Annotated in this window: 23 protein-coding genes; 16 read left to right on the top strand and 7 right to left on the bottom strand. The window is 64.8% G+C overall.

Going from position 1 to position 25,679, the window contains the following annotated elements:
- A partial coding sequence (locus tag ACU0AG_RS03010; protein WP_482780774.1) for a hypothetical protein occupies nt 1-285 on the top strand: 285 nt, incomplete at its 5' end.
- A gap of 21 nt (nt 286-306) precedes the next feature.
- On the opposite strand, the gene ACU0AG_RS03005 is transcribed toward ACU0AG_RS03010, so the two are convergent.
- Nucleotides 307-2,322: a site-specific integrase gene (locus tag ACU0AG_RS03005; protein WP_482780773.1), complete on the bottom strand. Its 2,016-nt coding sequence runs from the start codon at nt 2,320-2,322 to the stop codon at nt 307-309.
- A 387-nt stretch (nt 2,323-2,709) separates the two neighbouring features.
- Between ACU0AG_RS03005 and ACU0AG_RS03000 the strand changes: the two genes are divergently transcribed.
- From ACU0AG_RS03000 to ACU0AG_RS02970, 7 genes are all read left to right on the top strand, one after another.
- A complete protein-coding gene (locus ACU0AG_RS03000) occupies nt 2,710-2,859 on the top strand; it encodes a hypothetical protein (protein WP_482780772.1) in 150 nt (49 codons plus the stop codon).
- A gap of 183 nt (nt 2,860-3,042) precedes the next feature.
- On the top strand, nt 3,043-3,285 hold the full coding sequence (secE, locus tag ACU0AG_RS02995) for a preprotein translocase subunit SecE (RefSeq protein WP_482780771.1): 243 nt from the start codon (nt 3,043-3,045) through the stop codon (nt 3,283-3,285).
- Between the two features lie 51 nt (nt 3,286-3,336).
- Nucleotides 3,337-3,873, top strand: coding sequence for a transcription termination/antitermination protein NusG (gene nusG, locus ACU0AG_RS02990; RefSeq protein ID WP_104941311.1), 537 nt, complete (start codon nt 3,337-3,339; stop codon nt 3,871-3,873).
- 138 nt (nt 3,874-4,011) lie between these two features.
- The gene (locus tag ACU0AG_RS02985; protein ID WP_482780770.1) at nt 4,012-4,239 is read left to right on the top strand and encodes a hypothetical protein; all 228 of its coding nucleotides are present in this window, start codon (nt 4,012-4,014) and stop codon (nt 4,237-4,239) included.
- A 514-nt stretch (nt 4,240-4,753) separates the two neighbouring features.
- Nucleotides 4,754-5,185, top strand: coding sequence for a 50S ribosomal protein L11 (gene rplK, locus ACU0AG_RS02980; protein ID WP_482780769.1), 432 nt, complete (start codon nt 4,754-4,756; stop codon nt 5,183-5,185).
- A 4-nt stretch (nt 5,186-5,189) separates the two neighbouring features.
- Nucleotides 5,190-5,882 carry a 50S ribosomal protein L1 gene (gene rplA / locus ACU0AG_RS02975; protein WP_482780768.1) on the top strand — a complete coding sequence of 231 codons (693 nt, stop codon included), beginning with the start codon at nt 5,190-5,192 and terminating at the stop codon, nt 5,880-5,882.
- 292 nt (nt 5,883-6,174) lie between these two features.
- A complete protein-coding gene (locus ACU0AG_RS02970; RefSeq protein ID WP_482780767.1) occupies nt 6,175-6,489 on the top strand; it encodes a hypothetical protein in 315 nt (104 codons plus the stop codon).
- On the opposite strand, the gene ACU0AG_RS02965 is transcribed toward ACU0AG_RS02970, so the two are convergent.
- From ACU0AG_RS02965 to ACU0AG_RS02950, 4 genes are all read right to left on the bottom strand, one after another.
- Complete coding sequence (locus ACU0AG_RS02965) at nt 6,448-7,359, bottom strand: GNAT family N-acetyltransferase (RefSeq protein WP_482780766.1); 912 nt, start codon at nt 7,357-7,359, stop codon at nt 6,448-6,450. The genes ACU0AG_RS02970 and ACU0AG_RS02965 overlap by 42 nt on opposite strands.
- A gap of 12 nt (nt 7,360-7,371) precedes the next feature.
- Nucleotides 7,372-8,352: a polysaccharide deacetylase family protein gene (locus tag ACU0AG_RS02960; RefSeq protein WP_482780765.1), complete on the bottom strand. Its 981-nt coding sequence runs from the start codon at nt 8,350-8,352 to the stop codon at nt 7,372-7,374.
- A gap of 67 nt (nt 8,353-8,419) precedes the next feature.
- Nucleotides 8,420-9,181, bottom strand: coding sequence for a competence/damage-inducible protein A (locus tag ACU0AG_RS02955; protein WP_482780764.1), 762 nt, complete (start codon nt 9,179-9,181; stop codon nt 8,420-8,422).
- A gap of 172 nt (nt 9,182-9,353) precedes the next feature.
- A complete protein-coding gene (locus tag ACU0AG_RS02950; protein WP_482780763.1) occupies nt 9,354-10,862 on the bottom strand; it encodes a flavin-containing monooxygenase in 1,509 nt (502 codons plus the stop codon).
- Between the two features lie 172 nt (nt 10,863-11,034).
- On the opposite strand from ACU0AG_RS02950, the gene ACU0AG_RS02945 reads away from it, so the two are divergent.
- Together ACU0AG_RS02945 and ACU0AG_RS02940 are read left to right on the top strand one after the other, a co-directional pair.
- Nucleotides 11,035-13,065, top strand: coding sequence for a TonB-dependent receptor (locus ACU0AG_RS02945; protein ID WP_482780762.1), 2,031 nt, complete (start codon nt 11,035-11,037; stop codon nt 13,063-13,065).
- Between the two features lie 215 nt (nt 13,066-13,280).
- Nucleotides 13,281-15,836, top strand: coding sequence for a TonB-dependent receptor (locus ACU0AG_RS02940; protein ID WP_482780761.1), 2,556 nt, complete (start codon nt 13,281-13,283; stop codon nt 15,834-15,836).
- A gap of 377 nt (nt 15,837-16,213) precedes the next feature.
- Here the strand turns inward: ACU0AG_RS02940 and ACU0AG_RS02935 are convergent, their stop codons facing one another.
- Together ACU0AG_RS02935 and ACU0AG_RS02930 are read right to left on the bottom strand one after the other, a co-directional pair.
- Nucleotides 16,214-17,377 carry an acyl-CoA dehydrogenase family protein gene (locus ACU0AG_RS02935; RefSeq protein ID WP_482780760.1) on the bottom strand — a complete coding sequence of 388 codons (1,164 nt, stop codon included), beginning with the start codon at nt 17,375-17,377 and terminating at the stop codon, nt 16,214-16,216.
- Nucleotides 17,378-17,549: 172 nt separating this feature from the next.
- A complete protein-coding gene (locus ACU0AG_RS02930) occupies nt 17,550-18,350 on the bottom strand; it encodes a crotonase/enoyl-CoA hydratase family protein (RefSeq protein WP_482780759.1) in 801 nt (266 codons plus the stop codon).
- Between the two features lie 89 nt (nt 18,351-18,439).
- Here ACU0AG_RS02930 and ACU0AG_RS02925 point away from each other — a divergent pair, with 89 nt between their 5' ends.
- The 6 genes from ACU0AG_RS02925 (at nt 18,440) to bchJ (ending at nt 25,537) form a co-directional block, all read left to right on the top strand.
- On the top strand, nt 18,440-19,708 hold the full coding sequence (locus ACU0AG_RS02925; protein WP_482780758.1) for an acetyl-CoA C-acetyltransferase: 1,269 nt from the start codon (nt 18,440-18,442) through the stop codon (nt 19,706-19,708).
- Nucleotides 19,698-21,233 (top strand): acetyl-CoA acetyltransferase, encoded by a 1,536-nt coding sequence (locus ACU0AG_RS02920; RefSeq protein WP_482780757.1) that lies wholly within the window; start codon nt 19,698-19,700, stop codon nt 21,231-21,233. The genes ACU0AG_RS02925 and ACU0AG_RS02920 overlap by 11 nt, the downstream gene beginning before the upstream one ends.
- A gap of 85 nt (nt 21,234-21,318) precedes the next feature.
- Nucleotides 21,319-22,434 (top strand): 4-hydroxyphenylpyruvate dioxygenase, encoded by a 1,116-nt coding sequence (hppD, locus tag ACU0AG_RS02915; protein WP_482780790.1) that lies wholly within the window; start codon nt 21,319-21,321, stop codon nt 22,432-22,434.
- Between the two features lie 150 nt (nt 22,435-22,584).
- Nucleotides 22,585-23,148, top strand: coding sequence for a VOC family protein (locus ACU0AG_RS02910; RefSeq protein ID WP_482780756.1), 564 nt, complete (start codon nt 22,585-22,587; stop codon nt 23,146-23,148).
- Between the two features lie 174 nt (nt 23,149-23,322).
- Nucleotides 23,323-24,936, top strand: a complete 1,614-nt coding sequence (bchE, locus tag ACU0AG_RS02905; RefSeq protein WP_482780755.1) for a magnesium-protoporphyrin IX monomethyl ester anaerobic oxidative cyclase — start codon at nt 23,323-23,325, stop codon at nt 24,934-24,936.
- Nucleotides 24,926-25,537 carry a bacteriochlorophyll 4-vinyl reductase gene (gene bchJ / locus ACU0AG_RS02900; protein ID WP_482780754.1) on the top strand — a complete coding sequence of 204 codons (612 nt, stop codon included), beginning with the start codon at nt 24,926-24,928 and terminating at the stop codon, nt 25,535-25,537. Before bchE ends, bchJ begins: the two co-directional genes overlap by 11 nt.
- The last annotated feature ends 142 nt before the right edge of the window (nt 25,538-25,679 follow it).

Raw genomic sequence — 25,679 nt, 5'->3', positions numbered from 1 at the left:
ACCCCGAAAATACCGTCACCTGACCCACCGACCGCTCCAAAGCACACTCTTAAGAGCACGCTTAAGAGCGCTCGCTACCTACCCGCGCAAGCCGGCCCCCGCCGGATGGATACCGTGCAGGTGAAATGCATCGGTGTAAACTTGGTCGGCATGATGAAGGGCGGTGCTTCAAAATGTAGAAGCCTTGCTCAATTTTGCCGCCTTGCTTGCGGGATTGTTGGATATGCCATCAACTGTGAGAACGTGAACGGCATGATGAGGTCGCTGATCCACGGGCCGAGCTGATCTTGTGGAAGCAGGATCGCGTTATGTGTTCAGCGGTTTTGTCCTAGCCTTGCGGGCGGCGCGGAGGCGCTTAGGGAGCAACGCAACCGGGAACGGTTCAAGATGCGAGGTTACTTGCGGGATCGCCTTTGTCGCATCCCGCAAGAGCTTCATATGATTCTTCGAGTAGCGACCTTGGGTTTCGTTCAGAAGCTTGTGGCCGGCGAAATCTGCTCTGATCTCGGGCGAAATCCCTGCCCCCTTCATACTGTCAACGACGGTGTGGCGGAACGAGTGCGTCGCTTGTCCGGCCTTCAGGAAGAGTAATTCCTTCTTGATGTGATCCCAGATCCTTTTCGAATAGGTGTCTCCCATCGTGCCCTTGCCGCTTTCGCGTACCAGCTCGGGAAATAGCAGGGTTTCGCCTTCAGCACGCAGCGCCAGTACGTAATCTGGCAGCCTCAAGCGAATGAGCTCGCTCGCGAACGGCAGCTTGCGGGCCGATGTCACTGTCTTGAGGCGGCGAATCTCCGTCGGTCGGACGTTGAACTGCCAATTGCCGTCCACGAACTCGATATCGTCCAGAGCCAAGCCGCAGATCTCTTCGCGCCGCATGCCTGTGTACCATCCAATCATCGGGACAAAGTAAAACGCGCTGTGGACCAACAGATCGCCTGGCACCATCCAACGACCATAGGATTTGAACCCTGTCCAAGGCGGGAGACTGAAGAGCTGGCGGCCCTCTTCGTCAGTGTAGCGATCGCGCTGATCGCGAGGGTCGATCGCAGGCTTTTCGATGAATGCGCTATAGTCCAGCGCGGCAAGCGGCTGGTGCTTTTCAAACCAGTCGGTCAGCTGGCGCAAGAAGCCCCAATGGCGGTTGGTCGTGCTGAGGCCCAAACCGAGCTGAGCCTTGGTGAGAGCATCGGCAGGCATGTCGGGCGGCGTGTCTTGGTTCCTTCGCTTGGCGGACTTCGCGATAGCCTCTTTACCTTTCCGCACGCGCTCCGCGGTTTCGGCGACGATTTCCCAGATCGTCATCTCTCGGTGCTTGGGCGACTTACGGAAAGAGGGGCCATGTAGCGCCTCGAAGCAGGTGTTGAGCTGGACGAGATGGTCATGGGTGACCGTGGCCAACGGCTGGCCGTGCATCACCTGCTCAAGCAGGAGTGCTGGCAGCTTGAACTGCTCACGGGTTTTGTTTGTCCAAGGTTCACCGCTCTTCCGGCGCGCTGTTCCGTCCTTGCCGCCCGTGCGTGGGTTGTGCTCGAAGAACTTTTCCACCGCTTCGGTGGGCGTCATGGTCGCCCAGGGCCCCGCGACGACGGGGGCGGCCGGCGCTTGCGGTGGGTTCGGTGTGGCATTGTATGATGTTGGCTGAGCCAGTTGCTCGTATCCTGCCACAGGGACCGGAGCGTAGGCAGCACCGGGATTGGTGAGCGCCGCCCGAAACTCCCGGATCGCCTCGATCCGCGCTTGATTGACGACCTTGCGGGCCATCGCCTCGCGCAGCGCCGATTGTTCCACGCCGATCTCGGCCAGCCGGGCGATCGCGGCTTCCTCCGCGCCGTCCTGCGCGATCGAGGCAGCAAGGTCCGACCAGGCCATCACAACGATCGGCTCATCATCGGCATCGGGATCGATGCGGGCGACGAGGAAGTCCTCGACCTTGCCCTTGGTGGCGCCATCCATCGCCGCCAGCTCGCTTGCGCCGAGCCGGAGCGAGAGCGCCTGGTCGATGTCTTCGTGATCCTCGGGCGGGAGGATGTGAAGCTGGGCATGCATGACCTCGAGCCGGTCGCGTTCGACCAGCATCTGGCGGCGGAAGATCTCCGCGCGCTGGGAAGCTGTCAATCCGTCGGTCGCAATCTTGGCGGTCATGTTCATCGCTAGGCGCTCACAGATCAGGGTCATGGCCGGAGCCAGCAAGGCTGCCCGCTTCCGGCTGGTGGTCTTGAGCGAGAAGCGTAGCCGAAAAGGCTTATCGGGGCCTAAACGTATGAGTCTGCGGAAATAATAGGTTCCGTCTTTGCGGGTCACGTTCTGAATGCTGCACATGGATGAAGTCTCCTGTCGGCGTCCCCCCATGGCACCTCGCCGTGGCACCCTGTCGTGGTACCCTGGCGTGGCCCTTTCGGGCGGAGTGATAACAAGAAACCAATTCTTTCAGGTGCTTGGAGAATTCCTGACAGGGGCTCCTGTCACCCCTGCCATTGCGCCTTTTTTGCGCATCGCCTCCGCGATGCGATATCCTCGCTCTCACGATCTTCGATCGCGTCGCTGCGGGCGGCCGGTCGGCCTTGCGACGCCGTTGGCGTCGGCTGGGGCGTTGCTGTCTTCTGGGCGATTTGGCATTTCACCGCAGGCCCCTGTTCATCCTCTCGCAAGGCGAAGCGTGTATTCCTGTCGATGAACCGAGTTCGTCAACGCACAGGAGAGTTGAAGATGAGCGCCTACACCTTCCGTTCCTCGCGCCCCGATCACTGGGTCAGCCCGCGTCCCACCCGCGATCCGGCGCGGCTGGCGGCGATTCACGGGCCCTTGCAGCCGATGCGCCAGCCCGGCCTGCTGTCGCGCCTGTTCGCCCTGCGCTGAACCGGCGGGCCGTCTGCCCGAGCCGCCTTGCAATTGTCCCGGCCCCGGCGTAATGGGCACAGGTCTTTTCCGACATCGGTAGCACATTCGGCCCCTCCGGCGACCTTGTCCCGGGCGGCGCGGACCCCTACCTGAAAGCCGGTCGGCAAGGACGCAGACATTACGCGAAGGACAAGGGCTATCATGGCCGAGCAGAACACTCCCGCCAAGGACGCGGCTGAAGACAAGAAGCGCAAGACTTCGCCCGGCGAATTCGCCCGGCAGGTGCGCGCCGAAACGGGCAAGATCGTGTGGCCGACTCGTGACGAGACGATCCGCACCTCGATCTTCGTGTTCATCTTCATGCTGATCCTGTCGCTGTTCTTCCTCGGCATCGACAGCGCGTTCGGCGCGATCGTGCGCGCCGCGATCGGCCTCTTGCAGTAAGGCCGCGCCGCAAGCGTTCTGCCCGTCAGACCTCATTCTCAAGGACACTCCATGGCTCGCTGGTACATCATTCACGCCTATTCCGGTTTCGAGAACAAGGTGCGCGACGCGATCATTTCCGAAGCCGAACGGCTCGGCCTTTCCGAAGGCGTGGAGGAAGTGCAGGTGCCGACCGAAACCGTGACCGAAGTGAAGCGCGGCAAGAAGGTGCAGGTCGAACGCAAGTTCATGCCCGGCTACGTGCTCGCCAAGCTGAACATGACCGATGACATCTATCACCTGGTCAAGAACACCCCCAAGGTCACCGGCTTCCTGGGTTCGGGCAACAAGCCGCAGCCGATTTCCGAGCGCGAGGCCGCCCGCTATTTCGGCGGCGTGGAAGAGGCCAAGGCCGCGCCCAAGCGCGACATCAGCGTCGATTACGAGATCGGCGATTCGGTCAAGGTGCTCGAAGGCCCGTTCGCCAGCTTCAACGGGATCGTGGAAGAGCTCGATTTCGACAAGGCCAAGGTCAAGGTCAGCGTGTCGATCTTCGGCCGCGCCACGCCGGTCGAACTCGATTTCGAACACGTGGAATTGTCGAAGTAAGGCCTTTTGTGTGCGTGCCCGCCTCCGCGGGCACGTCCTCGGCGCAATTTCCGGCGCTGCGCGCCGGAGCGCCTGCGGGGCGCGCGCGTGCGCTTGCGGCCTCTGGCGAGGCCGTTCCGGTCATACTATTCCAATGTCGTGAAAACCCGCCCCGGCATCTGTCAGAAAAAGCGCCGCTTCGCTTCCCGCGAGGAGGCGGAGCAGGTGGCGTTGCGCGCCGATGGCCCCTTGCGCGCCTACAAATGTGCGCTGTGCAAGCGCTTTCACCTCACCAGCCGCACCAAGGGGCTGCGGGTGCCGCGCGGTGTGAATGGGGATGCGGGCAGCGGCAAAGGTTCGCCCTGCATCCCACCCCGCTGCGACTAGGCGCGCCTACGGCCCGCCAAGTCTCGCTCCCCTCCCGCTTGCGGGAGGGGCCGGGGGTGGGCCCGCGCAACGGCCACCAGCCATCGCCGACATTTCCTACGCCCCTGCCAGCCGCTAGGATCGCTCCCGGCTCTTTCCCATCGTTCTGACCGGTCTGCGAGGTTGTTTTATCGGCGAGGCGCAGAAAAAGGCCCCGCTCCCTTGTCCGTCCGCTGACGAAAAGGCGGCGATTAATGTTCTGGATCAGAAGATTACGCCAATTTTATCAGGGTGACAGGGTGTCACCTTTGTCACCTGTAGCGCCGGCGGGCGTGATGCAGGCGCGGTGCGGGTTGATTTTTCACCCGCTTGCCTCTAACCGCGCGCCTTCGCCCGGCCACAGTTCCGGGTGATTCCGTGCGGGAGCCGCTGCAATGCACAAGCAGGGGCGTTTGACCGCTTAACATGAGCCCCCTTCGTCACGCTCAGGGTAGTCGGGTCGGATGGGGCAACAGTGCGACAGGAGTAAGGCCACATGGCCAAGAAGATTGAAGGCTATATCAAGCTGCAGGTGCCCGCGGGCTCTGCCACGCCCTCGCCGCCGATCGGCCCGGCGCTGGGTCAGCGCGGCGTGAACATCATGGAATTCTGCAAGGCGTTCAACGCCGCCACGCAGGAAATGGAAAAGGGCATGCCGATCCCGACCGTGATCACGGTCTATGCGGACCGCTCGTTCACCTTCGTGACCAAGACCGCGCCGGCGACCTACTTCATCAAGAAGGCCGCCAACCTCAAGTCGGGTTCGAAGGAGCCGGGCAAGATTTCGGCCGGCACCATCAAGACCTCGCAGATCCGTGAAATCGCCGAAGCCAAGATGGTCGATCTCAACGCGAACGACATTGATCAGGCCATGAAGATCATCGCCGGCTCCGCCCGTTCGATGGGCCTCGAAGTGGTGGAGGGCTAAGCCGATGACCAAGATTACCAAGAAGGCGAAGGTGCTGGCCGGTCTCGACCGCGAGAAGCTCTACACCGTCGATGAAGCGCTGGCCGTGCTGCGCCAGTACAAGAGCAAGTTTGACGAAACCGTCGAAGTCGCCATGAACCTCGGCGTCGATCCGCGCCACGCCGACCAGATGGTGCGCGGCATGGTGTCGCTGCCTTCGGGCACCGGCAAGGACGTGCGCGTGGCGGTGTTCGCCCGTGGCGACAACGCCGAAAAGGCGCTGGCTGCCGGGGCCGACAAGGTCGGTGCCGAAGACCTGCTGGAAGACATGCAGAACGGCAACCTCGATTATGACCGCGTGATTGCCTCGCCCGACATGATGGGCGTGGTCGGTCGTCTGGGCAAGGTGCTCGGTCCCAAGGGCCTGATGCCGAACCCGAAGCTCGGCACCGTGACGCCGAACGTCGCGCAGGCGGTGAAGGATGCCAAGGCAGGGCAGGTCGAATTCCGCGTGGAAAAGCAGGGCATCATCCACTCCGGCATCGGCAAGCTCAGCTTCTCGGACGATGCGCTGAAGGCCAACTTCAAGGCGCTGACCGAAGCGGTCGTGAAGTCCAAGCCCTCGGGCGCCAAGGGCAAGTACGTCCGCAAGGTCACCGTGACCTCGTCGATGGGCCCGGGCCTCAAGGTCGACCTGTCGGAAGTCGAAGGCGCGTAATTCGTTTGGCCTCAAGCGCCGGCGGGGCCATCCGGCCCCTTGGCTACCGCGCCAAAAGGCGCGACGGCCAGTCGGCCTTGCGGTCCCTGCGGGACCGGTGGCCCGCTTTCCTACCGATCCGCTCTGCGGTTAACGAAGGGCCGGAAGCATTGCGCTTTTCCGGCCCTTTCGCTTGGGCGCATAAGGTGTCTGGCCCACTTGTGTTTGGCTTTGGCAGCACCATCTTGAACGGGCGAGGTGCAGCACCTCTTTCCCTCTCCCGCTGCGCCCCCCACAGAAAAGAGGTAACACAATGCCCGTTTCCCCCGGTGATGAGGCATGGTGGCTGAGCCCCAAATGGTTCGTCGTGGCCATCGCGCTTGCCGTTTTCGGACTGGCGATAAATTATGACCTGCGGCTCGGCCTGGCAGCCGGTGCCCTGCTGGCTGCGGCGGTGCTTGGCTGGCTTTATCTCGCCCTGCGCTATCCCGCGCCCGATGCCGGCCGCAATGGTCTGGTGCAAGGGGTGCGCCAGCAAGCGAGCAACCGCCGCCTGGCGACCGAGCGCATGGCCGAGGCGGCTGCGCTACGCCCGCAGCAGGGCGCGGATCCGGCCGAGCGCCCCTGACCGCGTCGCCAGCGCCTTGGCCTGCGATACGCCTGCGTCAAATCCGGCGCGGGCGCCCAGCAGGGTGCGGTTGGCAAGGGTCGGCTGGAGCAGGACGAGGCTGGAACACTCCGCATGGCCGGTGCCGAACAGCTCCTTGTGCGCTCCGTCGCCTTCGGTGAAGTCGAACCAGCGGTAACGCTGCTCGGCAAACAGGCGCTCCAGCGCATCCATCTGCAGCACGGTGCCGACCGACAGCCTCGCCCATGCCGGATCATAGCCGAGGTGGGCATAGACCAGCGTGTGGCCGGTCACCGGCAGGCACAGATAGGCGACCGCCTGCCCTCCGGCGTGAAGCAGGAAGGCGCGCATCCGGTCGGCCTCCGCCGCTTCGAGCATCGCGGCGCGCGAGGCGGGATCACCGGGCAGTCCGGCATCGAGCAGGCGGGCCTGATAGGTCTTCGCCGACAGGGGCAGGGCGGCGGCGAGGAAGGCCTCGATCTCGGCCGGGCTGCGATGTTCGGTGATGGCATAGCCGCCCGGCGTTTCATCGGCCAGCTTGCGCGCCTTGCGCCGCAGGGTCGACCGGGTCTTGCCCGAAAACTGCGCCATGTAGCTATCGAAGCTGCTGGCCATGTCGATGAAATGGCGGCGATAATCCTGTCGCCCGCCCGCGATATAGCCGGGGTAGCGGGCAGCGACATCGGCCAGGGCAAGGGTCGGGGCTGACAGCACGCGCACCCCGTCCGGCCCGCTGGCAGGGGCTTGCGGCAGAGTGCCCGCCAGCACCTGTTCGAGCGTGAAGCTCCATGTGGCAAGGCGGCGCGGCACGCTCAGCAGGCGGCGCGAGCCGAGCGTGAAGTCGATCGGGACGCGGGCGGTTCCGGCCACGGTTCCGGCGCCTTACAGCGCGCCGTAGAGCGCGTTGGAGACGAACTGCTCGGCCATCCGCATGCCGGTGCGCATGGCGCTGGCGGGCAGGGGTTGGCTGGGGCGGCCAAGCGATGTCAGCGACGGGGGACTTGTGGCAAAATCCGCCGAAACGACGCCGCGCATCCCGGCCAGTGCGGCGACCAGCCCGGTGAAACGGCGGCGCACGATCCGGTTCACCGCCATCCTGCGGCGATTGATCAGTTCGAAGGAGTGGCTCACCAGCGTAAAGGTCTCGCGCCCGTTATCGCGCGCATGGCGGATCGCGGCGAGCATTTCGGCGAGCGTCAGGGCGGTGATCTGCGCATGGCGCTGGCCACCGCCGATGGTGCCGATGCTGCCGACGGGCACCTCGATCAGCCCGTGATGGAGCACCGGATCGCGGTCTTCCGTGCCAAGGCTGATGCGGCAATCCCCGCAGGTCAGCGCCGGGCAGTGGCTTGAATCATAGGCAATGCCGATCTGCGCCAGCGCCCGCAGCGTATCGTCGTTCGCTCCGTAGTTCCCGGCGCGGAAGGCCACCGGCACCGGCGCGCCCGCCGCGATCAGGGTCCGGCGCGCATAATCGAGCAGTTCGCATTGTTCCTCGAACGGGAAATCGGCGATGTTGCGCCCTGTGCGCCGCGACCGCAGCGGATTGGCGCTGCCTGCCAGTTCCAGCCATTCGGTATGGCAGTGCAGCTGCACATCCTGTCCTGCCGCGACGATCGGGCCGACGATATCCTCGATCGCGGCAACGCCCCACACCAGCGCGGGCATGGGATCGACAAAGAACACCGCTTTCTGGCCGTAGCGGTTGAGCAGTTCGAGCTTGTGGGTAATGCCCGCCGGACCTTCGGGCGTGATGCAGGCGATCGAGCGGGCATAGTTTTCGGCACGGTCAGCCAGCCCCGGACCGGTGTAGAGCCCGGAGGAATATTCGGTATCGATGGTTATGTAGACGCGGGTCGCCATCCCCTGCGGTTTAGCAGCAAAGGGTTAAAAGCAGGTGATGATGTAACCTTGGGTGCGTTTGCGCGGGTCAGATGCCGCCGGGCGTGGACGGATAGCCGAGCGCGGCCAGCCCTTCGCTCAAGGCGGCGCAGCAGGCGGCGAGGTCCGCGGCGCTGGTGGAACGCACCACGAAATTGGCGCCCACCCGGCCTTCGCGGAAGAACGGGTAGGAGCCGATCTGGCAGGTTTCGTGGGCCGCTTCGGTCTGGCGCAGCAGATCGGCAACCTCGCTTTCGGGGATCCACCCGCCGAGCGTTTCCGAAAGCAGCGGCGCACCGCCTTCGAGCTGTCCGGTCAGCGCGTCGAGCATGCCCGCGGTGATGTGCGGCACGCCCGCCATCAGGAACAGGTTGCCACGGCGGATGCCCGGGGCGCCGGACATGCGGTTGGGGATCAGTTCCGAGCCTTCGGGCACGCGGGCCATGCGCAGGCGGCCCTCGTTCAGCCCGCCGCGGGTCTCGTAATAGCGTTCCAGCAAGGCGCGGGCTTCGGGGTGGATCACCACCGGCACGCCGAGGGCAGCGGCGACCGCATCGACGGTGATGTCGTCATGCGTCGGCCCGATCCCGCCCGTGGTGAAGAGGTAATCATAGGCGGCCCTGAGCGCGTTCACCGCCTCGACGATCCGCGCCTCGACATCCGGCACCACCCGCACCTCGGCCAGGCGGATGCCCTGCACCTGCAGCCAGCTGGCGACCTGCGCGATGTTCTTGTCCTGCGTGCGGCCGGAGAGGATTTCGTCGCCGATGACGATGAGCCCGGCGGTCCAGATTTTTTCGGGAGAGGTCATGGGGAGGGGATTAGGCGAAGGCTATCGAAACCGAAAGAGTTTCGTCATTGCGAGGAGCCGAAGGCGAGGAAGCAATCCATCGACCATCGCTGCCGAAAGCGGAGCGCAGGGCCATGGATTGGTTGGCCAAGGCCAGCTTCGCTTCCGCTTCGCTCGCAATGACGAGGCAGCTTTACTCCGCCGCCTCCAGCTGTTCCTCGCCGCGCTGCGCATTCGCCCCGGCGCGGGTGAAGGTCAGGATGCCATCGGTCAGCGGATCGTCCTTCATCCGCTTGCGATCGACCACATATTCCTGGTTGAGCCGCCAGGGATAGCTGACCGAATTGCGCGGCATGATGTGCTTGCCGCGCTGGATGTAGCCCGACGAGAAATCGAACACATCGTCCTCGACAATGGCGGCCTCGGCCTCGGGCGTCAGAACCGGCGTGGCGATGGTGCTACCTGTCTTGCGCATATGTTCGAGCACGCGGCAGACATAATCGGAATTGATGTCCGCCCGCAGCGTCCAGCTGGCGTTGAGATAGCCGAACACCACCGCAAGGTTAGGCAGGTTCGAGAACATGCAGCCCTTGTAGTAGAAGCGCTGGTTGAAGGCGACCGGTTCGCCATCGACGCTGATCGCGATCTTGCCCGCGACGGCCAGCTTGAGGCCGGTGGCCGTCACCACGATATCGGCGGGGATGAAGGTATCGTCGGTCAGTCGCACGCCGCCCTTTTCGAACTTCGCGATGTGGCCGGTGACGATATCGGCCTTGCCTGCCTTCATCGCCTTGAACAGATCCTCGTCGGGCACGAGGCACAGACGCTGTTCCCACGGGTTGTAGGGCGGGGTGAAGCTGTCCTTGTCGTAATCCGGGCCGAGCGAGGCTTCGATCTTCTTGTAGAGCGCGTCCTTCACCTTCTGCGGATTGTCGCGCGCCAGTTTGAAGCTGAAGTCCTGCATCTTGATGTTTTTGAAGCGGGTCAGCCGGTAGGCGAGCTTTTCCGGCAGGACAGCGCGCAGGAAGTTGGCAATCGCATCCTTGGCGGGCCGCGTGAACATCCATGTCGGCGTGCGCTGGAGCATGGTGACGTGCGCGGCGTCCTTCGCCATCGACGGCACGATCGTCACCGCAGTGGCGCCCGAACCGATCACCACCACGCGCTTGCCCGCATAGTCGAGATCCTCGGGCCAGAATTGCGGGTGCACCACCTGCCCGTCGAACTCGCCGAAATCGAACCCGGCGTCATAGGGTTCGTCGTAATCGTAATAGCCCGCGCCCAGATAGATGAAGTTCGCCGTCATGTGCGTGCGCGAACCATCGGCCTTTTCCAGCTCGACATGCCAGCGCGCATCATCGTGATGGAAATCGGCGCTGATGACCTTGTGGCCGAAGCGGATATGCTGGCGGATGCCGCGTTCGTCGACGATCCGGTCAAGATATTCGAGGATCGCGGGCGCATCGGCGATGCTCTTTTCGTGCCGCCAGGGTTCGAAATCGAAGCCCAGCGTGTGCATGTCGCTGTCCGAACGGATACCGGGGTAGCGGAACAGATCCCACGTCCCGCCCAGATTGTCGCGCCGTTCGACAATGGCATAGCTGTGGTGCGGGGCTTTCAGACCCATGTGGGCGGCCATCCCGATGCCGGAAATCCCGGCACCCACGATCAGCACGTCGAAATCTGGCGGTGTGGCAAGCATGGCGGGCCCTCTCTCTCCCTTGTTGCGGGCAGTGTAATCACAGGCAGGGGGCAAAAGCGAGTCTTGAATAGCAATCTGCAACTGACTTTTGCCAAGGGCGGGCCGGGGATGGGCCAAGGACAGGCCAAGGACAGGGATGACGCGGGAAGCGCGGTTGGCTAGGGCGCGGGGCATGACCTTGCGTTACCGCCTGCTCGCCACCGCTCTTCTGCTTCCCGCCGCCGCGCCGCTTGCTGCGCAAGACGATGCGCTGGCTGACGACGAACCTGTCGCTGACGAAATCATCGTCACCGGACGCGGGCTCGATCCGGCGCTGTCGACCGGGATCTATGCGACCACGACGCTGGACCGCGAGGTGATTGTCGCCAGCCCCTCGGGCCGGATCGAGGATGTGCTGCGCGGGGTTGCGGGGTTCCAGCAGTTCCGCCGGTCGGACAGCCGCTCGGCCAATCCCAGCGCGCAAGGGGTGACGCTGCGGGCGCTGGGCGGCAATGCCACGAGCCGGGCGCTGGTGCTGCTCGACGGGGTGCCGATTGCCGATCCCTTCTTCGGCTATATCCCGCTGTCCGCGATCGCGCCCGAAACGCTGGGCGAGGTGCGGGTGACGCGGGGCGGCGGCTCCGGTCCGTTCGGCGCAGGCGCGCTGGCGGGCACGATCGAGCTGGACAGTGCCAACCCCGATGAAACCGGCCCCCTGCTCGCCAGCGGCGCGGTGAATGACCGGGGCGAGAGCGAATTGTCCGGCGTGCTCACCCGGCGGCTGGGGCGCGGCTTTGCCGTGGCAAGCGGGCGCTGGGACCGGGGGCAGGGGTTCTTCACCACGCCCGCCAGCCAGCGCGTGCCCGCCACCGCCCGCGCCGGTTTCGACAGCTGGAACGCGGCCTTTCGCGCCGTGGCTCCGCTGGCGGACGAGGTAGAAGTGCAGGCCCGCGTTGCCACCTTCCGCGATGCCCGCACGCTGCGCTTTGCCGGCGCGGATTCCACCAGCGCGGGCGAGGAAGCCTCGATCCGCCTCGTCGGGCGGGGCGAATGGCAGTTCGATGCGCTGGCCTATGTCCAGACCCGCGATTTTTCGAATATCGTGATCTCTTCGACCCGCTTCACCCCGACGCTCGACCAGCGGCGCACGCCGTCGACCGGCATCGGCGGCAAGTTCGAACTGCGCCCGCCGGTGCTTGAGGGGCACGATATCCGCATAGGGGCCGATTACCGCCGCGCCGACGGGGAATTGCAGGAAGAGGCGATCAGCGCCTTTACCGGCGCGATCACCGAAAGGCGCAGGGCCGGGGGCGCGACCGGCAATCTCGGACTGTTCATCGAGGATGACTGGCAGATCGGCCCTCTGCTGGTGAACGGCGGGCTGCGGGCCGATCGCACCAGCATCACCGGCGGGTTCTACAACGCGGTCAGCGCCAATGGCGTGCCGGTCAGCACCATCACTGCGCCCGATCGTGCCGACTGGGCGCTGAGCTGGCGCGCCGGGGCGCTGTTCTATGCCACCCGCCGGCTCGACATCCGCGCCGCCGCCTACACCGGACTGCGGCTGCCGACCCTTAACGAGCTTTACCGGCCCTTCGTGGTGTTTCCTGTGGTGACCGAGGCCAATGCCGCGCTGGAGAACGAGCGGCTGGAAGGCTTCGAGATCGGGCTGGACTGGCAGCCGGTCAACGCAGTGGTGATTGCGGTGACGGCGTTCGACAACGAGGTGAAGAACGCCATTGCCAATGTCACCATTGCCCCCAACCTGCGCCGCCGCGCCAATCTGCCCGCGATCACCGCGCGGGGGATCGAGGCGAGCGTGGCGGCGAAGTTCGGCGAGGTCAGCATCGATGGCGCGCTCGCGTGGACCGATGCCGAAGTGCGCGGCGCGGGCGCATCGCTCGATCTCGACGGCAACCGGCCCGCACAGACCCCCGAATTCGCCGCCACCCTGACGCTCGGCTGGCGCCCTGCTGCGGGCTGGCAGGTGGCAGGGACGCTGCGCCATGTCTCTGCCCAGTTCGAGGATGACCGCGAGACTGACCGACTCGCTCCGGCGACGACTCTGGACGCATTTCTTGCCGCGCCGCTCGGCGGGGGCCTCTCGCTTGTGCTGCGCGGCGAAAATCTGACGGACGAGGACATCATCACCCGCAACCAGGGCGGATCGATCGATCTGGGCGTGCCGCGCACGGTTTGGCTGGGTTTACGTTACGGCTTCTGACCGGCCTGGGCACAATCGCGGTGCGCGCAATATAGTTGTCCAAAGTTACTGCAAAAGCGAAGTCATGCTGCGTCGCAACACAATATGTTGCATTTATGCTACTGTCTTCGAGAACTTCCCTGTGACTCTTGTTAGGTGGCGCAAGGCTGATACCTTCGCCGCCGCAACGCCAAGACCGGCACAAAGACCGGCTGGCATGTGGAGAGAGGGAAACCATGAAGCGCAAGTTCGCAACTTTCGCCTGCGGCCTGATGGCCTGCAGCGCACTGACTGCCCCCGCCTTTGCCCAGGATCAGGATGACGACGCACCCGCCGCACGCAATGCGGACAATGTCATCATCGTGACCGCAACCCGCCGCGCGCAGGACGTGCAGGACATTCCGCTGGCGGTGACCGCGATTGCTCCCCAGCAGCTTGAAGCCCAGCGCGTGGTCAACATCCAGCAGATCGCCGCGCTGGCCCCCTCCTTCACCGCCAGCCAGGCGCAGCTCGCTTCGGGCTCGGTGGTGCTGCGCGTGCGCGGCATCGGGACGACCTCGAACAACATCGGCTTCGAAAGCGCGGTCGGCATCTTCATTGACGGCGCCTATCAGGCCCGTCCGGGTGTCGCCCTGTCCGAATTCGTCGATGTCGAGCGGGTCGAAGTGCTGCGCGGTCCGCAGGGCACGCTGTTCGGCCGCAACACCTCGGCCGGCGCGCTCAACATCACCAATGTCCGGCCCGATGTCACCGAGTTCGGCGGCTTCGTGAACGCCGAATACGGCAATTTCAACGAAGTCAGCCTGCAGGGTGCGGTCAACGTGCCGCTGGTGCAGGACACGCTGGCACTGCGCGTCACCGGTGCCTACCGCGAACGTGACGGCTTCCTCGATGTGGTTGACCGCACGGGTGCCAAGATCGGCGAGACCAACACCGTCGACCAGTGGCTGGTGCGCGCCCAGCTTGGCTGGGACACCGACAGCGGGCTGCGCGGCCGCATCATCGCCGACTATTCGAAGAGCCAGTCGAGCTGCTGCGGCGCGATCGAGCTCTACCAGTCGCCGCTGGTGACGAACGGCGTTTACGCGGCTGTCGGCGCGGGCGCCAACGGCGGCAACGGCCAGCCGGTGGTCGCCACCAACCGCAACGACCAGGCCACCTTCGAACGGGCGATGGACAACCGCACGGTGTCCGCCAACTTCGCCCCGATCGCCGATATCGACAATTACGGCGTGACCGGCGAGCTTGAATTCCCGGTTTCGGACAATGCCGACCTGATCTTCATCGGTTCGTACCGCAAGTATCAGAGCTTCGAGAACTACGATTCCGATTTCACCGCGCTCGACATCTTCAACGTGCCGGCGCTGAACCTCGAAATCGACAACTGGACTGCCGAACTGCGCCTTCAGGGCGAAACCATGGGCGGCAAGCTGAACTACATGGTCGGCGGGTTCTATTCCGACGAGCAGATCGACCAGTCGGTCAGCTTCTCGCTGGGCACGGACTACAACCGCAACTTCGGTGCGCTGCTTGGCGGTCTTGTCGGCCCGGCTCCGCTGACTGTGTTTACCGGCCTCAATCCGGCGGGCACCAGCAACACAAACCGCTTCCAGCAGGATGCCAAGAGCTACGCGATCTTCACGCACAACTCGCTGGAAATCACCGACGGGCTCGAACTGACGGTCGGCGCCCGCTACTCGTGGGAAGACAAGTCGGGCGGCTTCACCCAGACCGCGATCAACAACCAGATCTGCCCGGCCACGCTCAATGCGCTGGGCGCAATCGGTAATGCCAATCCGGCGCTGGTGGCACCGTTCATCGGGATCGGCTGCTTCGGCTTCACCGCTCCGGCCAACCTGCCACAGTCGGCTGTCCTGCCGCTGGTCCGCACCTTCCAGACGGACTTCAACGACGAGGAGCTGATCTACACCGTCAAGCTCGGCTATGAATTCAGCCCGTTTGTCAGCAGCTACGCCAGCTTCACCCACGGCTACAAGGCGGGCGGGATCAACCTTGATACCACCGCTGCGGTGGACGGGGCCGATCCGTCCTTCCTGTCGGAAGAGGTCGATGCCTACGAACTCGGCGTGAAGGGCCAGACCCCGAACGGCGCGCTGACGATGAATATCGCGGCATTCTACGAGAAGTTCACCAACTTCCAGGTGCTCGAATTCACCGGCACGGCCTTCGCCACCTTCAACGTGCCGATTGCAGAAACCCGCGGTGTCGAAATCGAAAGCGTCATCCGTCCGACCGACGGGCTGACCTTCAACCTCGCCGCGACCTTCCTGAAGGCCGACTATCCGGAGGATTGCGCCGGGACGCAGACCTCGGTGCAGGTGGTGGCGCTGTGCGGCAATGATCTGACCAACGCGCCGCAGGTCGTCGCGCTGGCCGGTGCGATGTGGGAGCGGCCGATCAACGATTCGACCGAGTTCTTCCTCGCGGGTCAGGTCCGTCTGGAAGGTGACCAGCGCACCTCGACCCAGGCGGTGATCCTGCCGACCGTGGCAGCAGGCTCGACCCAGGCGCAGGTGCAGGCAGCGGTGGACGCAGCGCCGCCGATCATCGCCGACATTCAGGACGGCAAGGCCTTCGTGAACCTGCGTGCAGGTCTGCGCTTTGCCAACGGCGCCTATGCGATCGAAGGCTGGGTCAACAACCTCACCGACGAAGTGGTGCGCGGGGTGACCATCAACACCACGCTGCGCGGTTCGGGTGCGGCCAACTCGCGTTCGGCCTTCACCCTGCCGCCGCGCCAGTACGGCGTGACGCTGCGCGCCAAGTTCTGATCGCGTAAGCAACAGTTAGCTCCGGCCAACGGAGCGGGAGAGGAAGGGCGGTCCTGGAAACGGGGCCGCCCTTTCTTTTTTGTTTTGCGAAGGCGCCTCCGCGCCTTCGTCCTCGGTGCGTTTCAAGTCCTGCGGACTTGAGCACCTGCGGGCGCGCGGTCGCGCTTGCGACACCTTTGGCGTCGTTACTGCGCTACAATTTGGGGTCAGGTGTGGGCCAACGAAAAAGGCGACCCGTTGCCGAGCCGCCTTCTCAAACCTCGATCATCCACACCAAACGGTCGTGCCAGCGACCGCAAGGGCGACTGCCCGCCCGCAGGTGCCCGGGGCGCAGCCCCGGATCAGCACCGAGGACGTGCCCGCGCAGGCGGGCACGCTCACATAGAACGCGCGATCAGCATCTTCATGATCTCGTTCGATCCGCCGTAGATGCGGGCGATGCGGGTGTCGCGATACATCCGGGCGATGGCGTAATCATTGATGTAGCCCGCCCCGCCGTGGAATTGCAGGCACTTGTCGACCACTTCGCTTTGCAGCTCGGTCACCCAGTATTTCGCCATGCTCGCGGTCGCCACATCCAGCTTGCCTTCGAGCAGCTTGGCGATGCAGTCATTCACGAACACGCGGGCTGCGGTGCCGCGCGCCTTGAGGTCGGCGAGGGTGAACTGGGTGTTCTGGAAATCCCAGATCGTCTTGCCGAAGGCCTTGCGGTTCTTGACGTATTCGACCGTCACATCGAGCGCCTTCTCGATCCCGGCAATCGCGCCCATGGCGATCACCAGACGTTCCTGCGGCAGCTCGCCCATCAGCTGGTAGAACCCGCGCCCCTCGACCCCGCCGAGCAGATTGTCGGCCGGAATGAAGACGTTGTCGAAGAACAGCTCCGAGGTGTCCTGCGCATCCAGCCCGATCTTGTCGAGCTTGCGGCCACGGGTGAAGCCTTCCGCGCCTTCGGTTTCGAGCAGCAGCAGCGAGATGCCCTTGGCCCCTTCGGCCGGATCGGTCTTGGCGACGACGATGATGAAGTCCGCCAGCTGGCCGTTCGAAATCCAGGTCTTGGACCCGTTGAGCCGGTAGCCGTTGCCGTCCTTCAGCGCGGTGGTCTTGATCGACTGAAGGTCGCTGCCCGCGTCAGGCTCGCTCATTGCGATCGCGCTGACGAGATCGCCCGAAACGAGGCGGGGGAGATATTTCTGCTTCTGCTCCTCGGTGCCGTGACGCACGAGGTAGGGCAGGATGATGGTGTTGTGGAGCGAGGCGCCGAAGCCGTCGACGCCGTATTCGCCCTGCTTGGAGATCACCACCATATCGTGGCGGAAGTCGCCGCCGTGGCCGCCATATTCGGTCGGCACCGACACGCCGAGCAGGCCTGCTGCCCCGGCTTCGCGCCAGAATTCGCGTTCGACCATGCCGTCCTCGCGCCACTTCTCGACCCGCTTTTGCGGCGCGTGCTGGGCGTAGAACTTGCCGACCGCGTCGGCGAAGATGGCGATTTCTTCCTCTTCCATGAAGGCCGGTTGCGGCACATCGATGACAGGCATTTGTCTCTCTCCCTGAAGGTCTCGGTCATGTCCGGCCCGTCCGGCACAGCGCCAATGTTTCACGTGAAACATTGCACAATCTGCGCCTGAAACGGGCCTGAAAGGGGTCTAGAAGGGGTCTAGAGCGACCTGGACGGGGTCTAGCGCCCCTTCCCGAACCCCTTTTGGTAACTTACTTGCCCGTCCAGTTGGGCTTGCGCTTTTCGGCGAAGGCCGCCGCGCCTTCGCGGGCGTCGTGGCTGACGAACACCGGCGCGATCAGCTCGCCCTGCTTGGCATAGCGTTCGTCCATCGCCCAGCCGCGCGACTGCTTGATGATCTGCTTCGACACCTTCACCGCCAGCGGGCCGTTGGCGGCGATGCGCGCGGCCAGCGCCTTGGCGGCATCGATCGCGCTGCCTTCGGTCACTTCGTTGATGAGGCCAAGCTGGAACGCCCGCGCCGCATCGATGAAATCGCCGGTCAGCGCCAGTTCCATCGCCACGCGCTGCGGAATCTGGTCGGGCAGCATCATCACGCCCCCGGCGGCCGCGACAAGGCCGCGCTTCACTTCGGGAATGCCGAACTTCGCACCCGCGTTGGCGACCACGAGATCGCAGGCGATCATCAGCTCCAGCCCGCCTGCCAGCGCATAGCCTTCCACCGCCGCGATCAGCGGCTTCTGCGGCGGAGCTTCGACCACGCCGCCGAACCCGCGACCATCCACGGTCGGCCGCTCGCCGCGCAGGAAGCCCTTCAGATCCATCCCCGAACAGAAGGTGCCGCCCGCGCCGGTCAGGATGCCGACGCGCAGGCTGTCGTCACTGTCGAGCCGGTCCATCGCTGCGGCAATCCCTTCGGCCGCAGCGCGGGTCATCGCGTTCTTGGCTTCGGGGCGGTTGATGGTGACGATGAGGACGCCGTCCTCCACTTCGGTCAGCACTTCGGGTGCGGTGGTGTCGCTCACGCTTCTCTCTCCTATCGAATTTGGCATTGCGTTTCGAAACGCAATTCTTGTGCGAGTGGTGCAGTGGGTTTACGTGACCGTCAACCGCATTTTCGCTACATCGGGAGAGGAACATCATGGCCGAGGCATATATCATCGACGCAGTGCGCACCCCGCGCGGGATCGGCAAGCAGGGCAAGGGCGCGCTGGCCGCGTGCCATCCGCAGCATCTCGCCGCGACTGTCCTCAAGGCAATCAAGGACCGCAACAATCTCGACACCGCGACGGTCGATGACGTGATCTGGTCGGTCAGCACGCAGGACGGGATGCAGGCGGGCGACATGGGCCGCATGGCGGCGCTCGATGCGGGCTATGACATCACCTCGTCCGGCACCACGCTTGATCGCTTCTGCGGCGGCGGGATCACCAGCGTCGCGCTCGCCGCCGCACAGGTGATGAGCGGGATGGAGGATTGCGTCGTCGCGGGCGGGACCGAGATGATGAGCCTCACCGCCGCGATGGGCCAGGAAAAGATGCGCGCCGGGATCAAGCCGCCGATGATGGGCAGCTACAACCAGCGGCTTCAGAAGGTGCACCCGCAATCGCACCAGGGCATCTGCGGCGATGCGATTGCCAGCATGGAGGGCTTCACCCGCGAGGAGCTGGACGAGGTCGGCTACCGCTCGCAGCAGCGCGCCGCCGAGGCGATCGCCGAAGGGCGCTTTGCCAAGTCGGTGGTGCCGGTGGTGGATGACGAGGGCAATGTGATCCTCGACCGCGAGGAATATCCGCGCCCGCAGACCACCCGCGAAGACCTTGCGAAGCTGGAACCGGCCTTCCCCAAGATCGCCGATGTGCCGCTCGACGAGGCGGGCACCACCTTCCGCAAGCTGATCAACCAGAAATATCCCGATCTCGACATCAAGCATTTCCACCACGCGGGCAATTCGTCCGGTGTGGTCGATGGCGCGGCGGCGGTGCTGATCGCGTCGAAGGACTATGCCCAGAAGCACGGGTTGAAGCCCCGCGCCCGCATCGTCGCCACCTGCAACATGGGCGATGATCCGACGCTGATGCTCAACGCGCCGGTCCCGGCGGCGAAGAAGGTGCTGGCCAAGGCGGGCCTCACCAAGGACGACATCGACCTCTACGAAATCAACGAGGCTTTCGCCGTGGTCGCCGCCAAGTTCGTGCGCGATCTCGATCTCGATTGGGACAAGGTCAACGTCAATGGCGGCTCGATTGCCTTGGGCCACCCGATCGGCGCGACGGGATCGATCCTGATCGGCACCATCGTCGATGAGCTGGAGCGTCGCGGAGGCCGCTATGGCCTCGTCACGATGTGCGCGGCGGGCGGCATGGCCCCGGCGATCATCGTCGAGCGGGTCGACAACTTTGTCGACTAAGGTTGCTGACAACACCCCGGTCATCATCGGGGTCGGCCAGTATTCGGAGAGGGTGGGCGAGCCGGGCTACGAAGCCCTCTCCTACATGGATCTGGCCGGACGGGCGCTGGGTGCGGCGATTGCCGACAGCGGGGCCACGGGGTCGGTGGCGGAGGCCATCGACACTCTCGCTGCGATCCGCGCCTTCGAAATGTCGCGGCCAGACAGGAAGCCGCCCTTCGGGGCTGCGGACAATGTGCCGCGTGCGATTGCCAGGCGGGTCGGCGCCAATCCGGCGCGGGCGATCCTGACGACGACGGGCGGGCAGACCAACCAGCAGCTCGTGGGCGAGTTCGCCTCGGCCATCGCTGCTGGGACAAGCCAATGCGCGGTGATCGTCGGCTCCGAAGCGATCTCGACCGTGCTGGCGCTCTCTGCCAAGGGCGAGATTCCCGACTGGTCGGAAGAAATCGGCGGCGACTTCGAGGATCAGGGCTTCGGGGTCGAAGAACTGCTGGAGCCGGTGCTGTTCATGCACGGCGCGAGCGGGGCGATCCCGCTCTATGCCCTCGCCGAGAATGCACGGCGGCACAAGCTGGGCATGGGGCTGGAGGAATACCGGCATGAAATCGGCAAGCTGTTCGCTCCGTTCACACGCGTCGCAGCGGCGAACCCGCACTCCGCCGCTCCGGTGGAGCGCAGCGCAGAGGAGCTAGCCACCGTCACCGACCGCAACCGCATCGTTGCCGAGCCCTATCCGCGCATGACGGTCGCCCGCGATCAGGTGAATCAGGCGGCGGCGGTGATCGTCGCCAGCGCCGGGCTGGCGCGGGCGCTGGGCGTTCCCGAGGACAAGTGGGTGCACATCCACGCCGTCACCGCCGCGACCGAATTGAAGCTCTCGCAGCGGCCCGACCTTGCGGGCAATCCGGCCTCGCTGGCATCGGTCGATGCGGCGCTGGCGCTGGCAGGGAAGGGGATGGCCGAAATGGCCTATCTCGATTTCTATTCGTGCTTCGCGATCCCCGTGTTCAACCAGTGCGACCATTTCGGGCTGGCGGTGGACGACCCGAGGGGCCTGACGCTGACGGGGGGCTTGCCGTTCTTCGGCGGGGCGGGGAACAACTATTCGGCCCACGCCATCGCCGAAGCGGTGCAGCGGGTGCGCGGCGACCGGGGCAGCTTCGCGCTGGTGGGCGCGAATGGCGGCTGGATGAGCAAATATGCGACCGGCATCTATTCGACCGAGCCGGCGGACTGGAGCGCCAATGACCGCTTCGCCGTGCTCCCCAAGGCGACCGACAAGGTGCCGCTGGCGAAGGGGCCGGTGGATGCCGCGACGGTGGAGACCTACACCATCAACCGCGGCCCCAAGGGCGCAGAGGCGATCTTCATCGGCCGCAGCGACGCGGGCGAGCGGGTGGTGGGCAATGCCGACCTTGCGGACCCCGCAACCGCCGCAGCCTTCGAGAGCGGCGAGCCTTTCGGCAAGCGGCTTGCCCTGACGCAGGATGATCGCGGGCGGACTTGGGGCAAAATCGCCTGACCTTGCGCGAATCGCCGCTTTCGGATAGATGGTTTCAATTGAAACTATCTATCCGAAGAGGGGATCGCCCATGAACGCACCGACCATGCCGCAAGGGGCCAAAGACCTGTTCGACAACCCCGCCGGGCTCGACGGGTTCGAATTCGTCGAGTTCTGCGCGCCGGAGAAGGGCGTGCTCGAACCGGTGTTCGAAGCGATGGGCTTCACCCGCGTCGCGCAGCACCGCTCGAAGGACGTGCACCTGTGGCGGCAGGGCGGCATCAACCTGATCGCCAATTACGAGCCGCGCTCGCCTGCGTGGTATTTCGCCCGCGAGCATGGCCCCTCGGCCTGCGGCATGGCGTTCCGGGTCCGCGATGCGGCCAAGGCCTATGACCACCTCATCGCGAAGGGGGCAGAGCCGGTCGCCGTGCAGACCGGGGTGATGGAACTCCGCATCCCCGCGATCCGCGGCATCGGCGGGGCGATCCTCTATCTGGTCGACCGCTACGAGGGCGCGGCTGGCGGTAACGGCCTCACCATCTACGACATCGATTTCGAATACCTGCCGGGTGTCGAGCGCCGCCCCGTCGGCGCGGGCTTCCATACCATCGATCACCTCACCCACAACGTTTATGGCGGGCGGATGAAGTATTGGGCCGACTATTACGAGACCCTGTTCAACTTCCGCGAGATCCGCTTCTTCGACATCAAGGGCGAATACACCGGGCTCACCTCCAAGGCGCTGACCGCGCCCGACGGCAAGATCCGCATCCCGCTCAATGAAGAGGGCGAGGGCGGGAAGGGCCAGATCGAGGAGTTCCTGCGCGCCTTCAACGGCGAGGGCATCCAGCACATTGCCCTCATCTGCGATGATCTGGTGGCCTGCTGGGACCGCCTGCAAACACTCGGCGTCCCCTTCATGACCGCGCCGCCTGCCACCTATTACGAGATGCTCGCCGAACGCCTGCCCGGCCATGGCGAGGATGTCGATGCGCTCAAAATGCGCGGCATCCTGCTCGACGGCACCACCGAAGGCGGCTCGCCCCGCCTGCTGCTCCAGATCTTCGCGCAGGCGCAGGTCGGGCCGGTGTTCTTCGAATTCATCCAGCGCAAGGGCGACGAGGGCTTCGGCGAGGGCAACTTCAAAGCCCTGTTCGAAAGCATGGAGCGCGACCAGATCATCCGCGGCGTGCTCAATGTCGAGGAACCGGCGGAGTAATTGACTTCGTCATTGCGAGCGGAGGCGGAAGCGAAGCTGGCTGAAGGCAACCAATCCATGGACAGGCCTCGCGGCAAGAGGCACCTTCAAGCCATGGATTGCCACGTCGCCTTCGGCTCCTCGCAATGACGAGAGGAGAGGAATGAGAGCATGACCCACCCCGTAACCCTCGCCGGCATTCACCACGCCGCCTATCGCTGCAAGGACGCGAAGGAGACCGTGGAATGGTACGCCCGCGTGCTGGGCATGACCTACACCACCGCCTTTGCCGAGGATCACGTGCCCTCCACCGGCGAGTATGATCCCTACATGCACATCTTCCTCGACGCGGGGAACGGCAACATCCTCGCCTTCTTCGAGCTGCCGAACCAGCCCGAGATGGGCAAGGACCCGAACACGCCCGCCTGGGTGCAGCACCTGGCGCTGAAGGTGCCGTCGGAAGAGGCGCTGCTGGCGGCCAAGGCGCATATCGAGGGGCAGGGCATCGACGTGCTCGGCCCGACGCATCACGGCATCTTCAAGTCGATCTACTTCTTCGATCCCAACGGCCACCGCGTGGAACTCGCCGCGGATATCGGCACGGCGGAGCAATACGAAGAACTCGCCCGCGTCGCCCCGGTGATGCTGGAGGAGTGGAGCCAGACCAAAAAGGCCCCGCGCCACGCCGACTGGCTGCACGAGATTGCACGGGCCGAACACGCGGCGAAGGGCTGATTCTCCCCTCCCCTAGGGGAGGGGCTGGGGGTGGGGGCTCTGCCCTATCGGATGTCGAACCCCCATCCCCAACCCCTTCCCCGAGGGGAAGGGGCGGAAGACATTTGATCCAGCGCAAAGCCCCCGCGCCGCATCTCCCTCACCTTGGCAGCATCCAGAGGGGGGAGTCGGCCCATGCGCATTCTGTTCGTTCATCCCAATTACCGTTCCGGCGGGGCCGAGATTGCCGGAACATGGCCGCCCGCATGGGTCGCCTACCTGTCGGGCCCGCTGAAGCGCGCCGGGTTCGACGACATCACCTTCATCGACGCGATGACCGAGGGGCTGTCGGACGACGAGCTGCGCCAGCGCATGACCGCGCTTCAGCCCGATGTGGTCGGCACCACCGCCATCACTCCCTCGATCTACGCCGCCGAACGTGTGCTGGAAATCGCCGCGCTGCATGTGCCGCAGGCGGTGCGGGTGCTGGGCGGGATCCATGCGACCTTCATGTACCAGCAGGTGCTGGCCGAGGCACCGCATATCGATGTGATCGTGCGCGGCGAGGGGGAGGAGATCGCGGTCGAACTCTTCACGGCGATCAAGGAAGGCCGCTGGCCCGCCGACGCGCGCACAATCAAGGGCCTTGCCTTCCGCGAGGGCGAGCAGGTGATCGCCACCGAGGCCGCGCCCACGATCAAGGACATGGCCTCGATCAGGCCCGACTGGGATGTGCTCGACTGGAGCCAGTACACCTACATCCCCCTCGGCACCCGCGTCGCGATCCCCAACCTCGCGCGCGGCTGCCCCTTCACCTGTTCCTTCTGTTCGCAGTGGAAGTTCTGGCGCGACTACCGCGTGCGCGATCCTAGGCACGTGGTCGACGAAATCGAGGAGCTGCACGAGAAACACGGCGTCGGCTTCTTCATCCTCGCCGACGAGGAGCCGAGCATCAACCGCAAGACCTTCGTCAAATTCTGTCAGGAGCTGATTGATCGCGGTCTGCCCGACAAGGTGAAGTGGGGGATCAACACCCGCGTCACCGATATCTACCGCGACCGCGACCTGCTGCCCTTCTACCGCAAGGCGGGCCTCGTCCATGTCAGCCTCGGCACCGAGGCGGCGGCGCAGATGAAGCTCGACCGGTTCAACAAGGAAACCAAGGTCGAGGAGAACAAGGAAGCGATCCGGCTGCTGCGCGAGGCGGACATCTTCACCGAGGCGCAGTTCATCGTCGGGCTGGACAACGAGACGGCCGAGACGCTGGAGGAAACCTACCAGATGGCGTGGGACTGGCAGCCCGATCTCGCCAACTGGGCGATGTACACCCCCTGGCCCTTCACCCCCCTGTTCGAGGAGCTGAAGGACAAGGTCGAGGTCCACGACTTCTCGAAATACAATTTCGTCACCCCGATCATGAAGCCCGCCGCGATGGAACGCGGGGAGCTGCTCGACGGGGTGATGAAGAATTACCGGCGCTTCTACATGAGGAAGGCGCTGTTCCATTATCCCTGGCGCGGCACGGGGTTCCGGCGGCGCTATCTGCTCGGCTGCCTGTGGGCGTTCCTGAGGGCGGGTTTCAAGCGGACCTTCTACGATCTCGGCAAGGCGGGCTACTGGGGCCCGCAGACCAAGAAGCAGCTCGACTGGCACTTCGACGAAAGCCGCCTCGCCGCTGCCGATGCCGCGACCGACTGGGAGACCAATGCCGACAAGGCCGCGCAGGCACAGGCCCGGCGCGAGGCGGTGCGCGAGCAGATGAAGGAACGCGGCGAGCAGCGCCGCCGGGACCGGATCAATGTCGATTGAGGCGCGGCTGGTCCCCGGTCGGCGTCATCCGGCGCTGATCGGTCCCAATGCGGTGCTGCAGGCCGTGGCGGTGATGGAGGACCGGCTGGGCCATGCCGAAACCCAGGCGATCCTTGCCGATGCGCAGATCGCGGCGTTGCCGACCGGCGATCACATGATCCCCGAGATCGAGGTCCTTCGGCTGCACCGCTGGCTGGCGCTGCACGATCCGATGGGGAGCTTTGTGATCGCGCGCGAAGCGGGGGCGAGGACGGCCGATTACATCATCGCCAACCGCATTCCCGCGGCTGCCGTGTGGCTGCTGCGGCACCTGCCGGCAGGGCTCGCCGCGCCGCTGCTGATGGCTGCGATCGGCAAGCACGCATGGACCTTCATCGGCGCGGGCCGCTTTACCCCGCAGGGCGCATGGGCCTTCACGATCGATCGCAGCAAGGCGCTCGATCCGGTGCTGCCGCCCGACAGCCTGTTCCATTGGTATGCCGCCGTGTTTACGCGGCTTTACCGGCGGCTGGTGGCGGATGACTGCCGCTGCATGGTCGATCCCGCGACGGACGGCGAGGCGCTGGCGCGACATTTTGTTATCCGGCGCCAGCGAGTCTGATCGGCGTCACATCGCCACAGGTTAGTCCAGCGTTTTATTTTTACGCGGCCACGTTGACTCGCGTATTGCCCCTTAATAATTATTTACGACCTGATCAGTGCGCCATTCCTGCGCGGCTGGCAGTCCATAAGCAGTTCCGGGG

Source organism: Erythrobacter sp. RANMB8 (genome assembly GCF_056848235.1).
Note: the sequence above shows the minus strand (reverse complement) of the source record. Positions and strands in the feature narration are given on the sequence as shown.

Bases quoted from the DNA above. Each gene is read 5' to 3' on its own strand.
- ACU0AG_RS03005 (WP_482780773.1), bottom strand. From the start codon at position 2,322: ATGTGCAGCATTCAGAACGTGACCCGCAAAGACGGAACCTATTATTTC.
- ACU0AG_RS03000 (WP_482780772.1), top strand. From the start codon at position 2,710: ATGAGCGCCTACACCTTCCGTTCCTCGCGCCCCGATCACTGGGTCAGC.
- secE (WP_482780771.1), top strand. From the start codon at position 3,043: ATGGCCGAGCAGAACACTCCCGCCAAGGACGCGGCTGAAGACAAGAAG.
- nusG (WP_104941311.1), top strand. From the start codon at position 3,337: ATGGCTCGCTGGTACATCATTCACGCCTATTCCGGTTTCGAGAACAAG.
- rplK (WP_482780769.1), top strand. From the start codon at position 4,754: ATGGCCAAGAAGATTGAAGGCTATATCAAGCTGCAGGTGCCCGCGGGC.
- rplA (WP_482780768.1), top strand. From the start codon at position 5,190: ATGACCAAGATTACCAAGAAGGCGAAGGTGCTGGCCGGTCTCGACCGC.
- ACU0AG_RS02970 (WP_482780767.1), top strand. From the start codon at position 6,175: ATGCCCGTTTCCCCCGGTGATGAGGCATGGTGGCTGAGCCCCAAATGG.
- ACU0AG_RS02960 (WP_482780765.1), bottom strand. From the start codon at position 8,352: ATGGCGACCCGCGTCTACATAACCATCGATACCGAATATTCCTCCGGG.
- ACU0AG_RS02955 (WP_482780764.1), bottom strand. From the start codon at position 9,181: ATGACCTCTCCCGAAAAAATCTGGACCGCCGGGCTCATCGTCATCGGC.
- ACU0AG_RS02950 (WP_482780763.1), bottom strand. From the start codon at position 10,862: ATGCTTGCCACACCGCCAGATTTCGACGTGCTGATCGTGGGTGCCGGG.
- ACU0AG_RS02945 (WP_482780762.1), top strand. From the start codon at position 11,035: ATGACCTTGCGTTACCGCCTGCTCGCCACCGCTCTTCTGCTTCCCGCC.
- ACU0AG_RS02940 (WP_482780761.1), top strand. From the start codon at position 13,281: ATGAAGCGCAAGTTCGCAACTTTCGCCTGCGGCCTGATGGCCTGCAGC.
- ACU0AG_RS02935 (WP_482780760.1), bottom strand. From the start codon at position 17,377: ATGCCTGTCATCGATGTGCCGCAACCGGCCTTCATGGAAGAGGAAGAA.
- ACU0AG_RS02930 (WP_482780759.1), bottom strand. From the start codon at position 18,350: ATGCCAAATTCGATAGGAGAGAGAAGCGTGAGCGACACCACCGCACCC.
- ACU0AG_RS02925 (WP_482780758.1), top strand. From the start codon at position 18,440: ATGGCCGAGGCATATATCATCGACGCAGTGCGCACCCCGCGCGGGATC.
- hppD (WP_482780790.1), top strand. From the start codon at position 21,319: ATGCCGCAAGGGGCCAAAGACCTGTTCGACAACCCCGCCGGGCTCGAC.
- ACU0AG_RS02910 (WP_482780756.1), top strand. From the start codon at position 22,585: ATGACCCACCCCGTAACCCTCGCCGGCATTCACCACGCCGCCTATCGC.
- bchE (WP_482780755.1), top strand. From the start codon at position 23,323: ATGCGCATTCTGTTCGTTCATCCCAATTACCGTTCCGGCGGGGCCGAG.
- bchJ (WP_482780754.1), top strand. From the start codon at position 24,926: ATGTCGATTGAGGCGCGGCTGGTCCCCGGTCGGCGTCATCCGGCGCTG.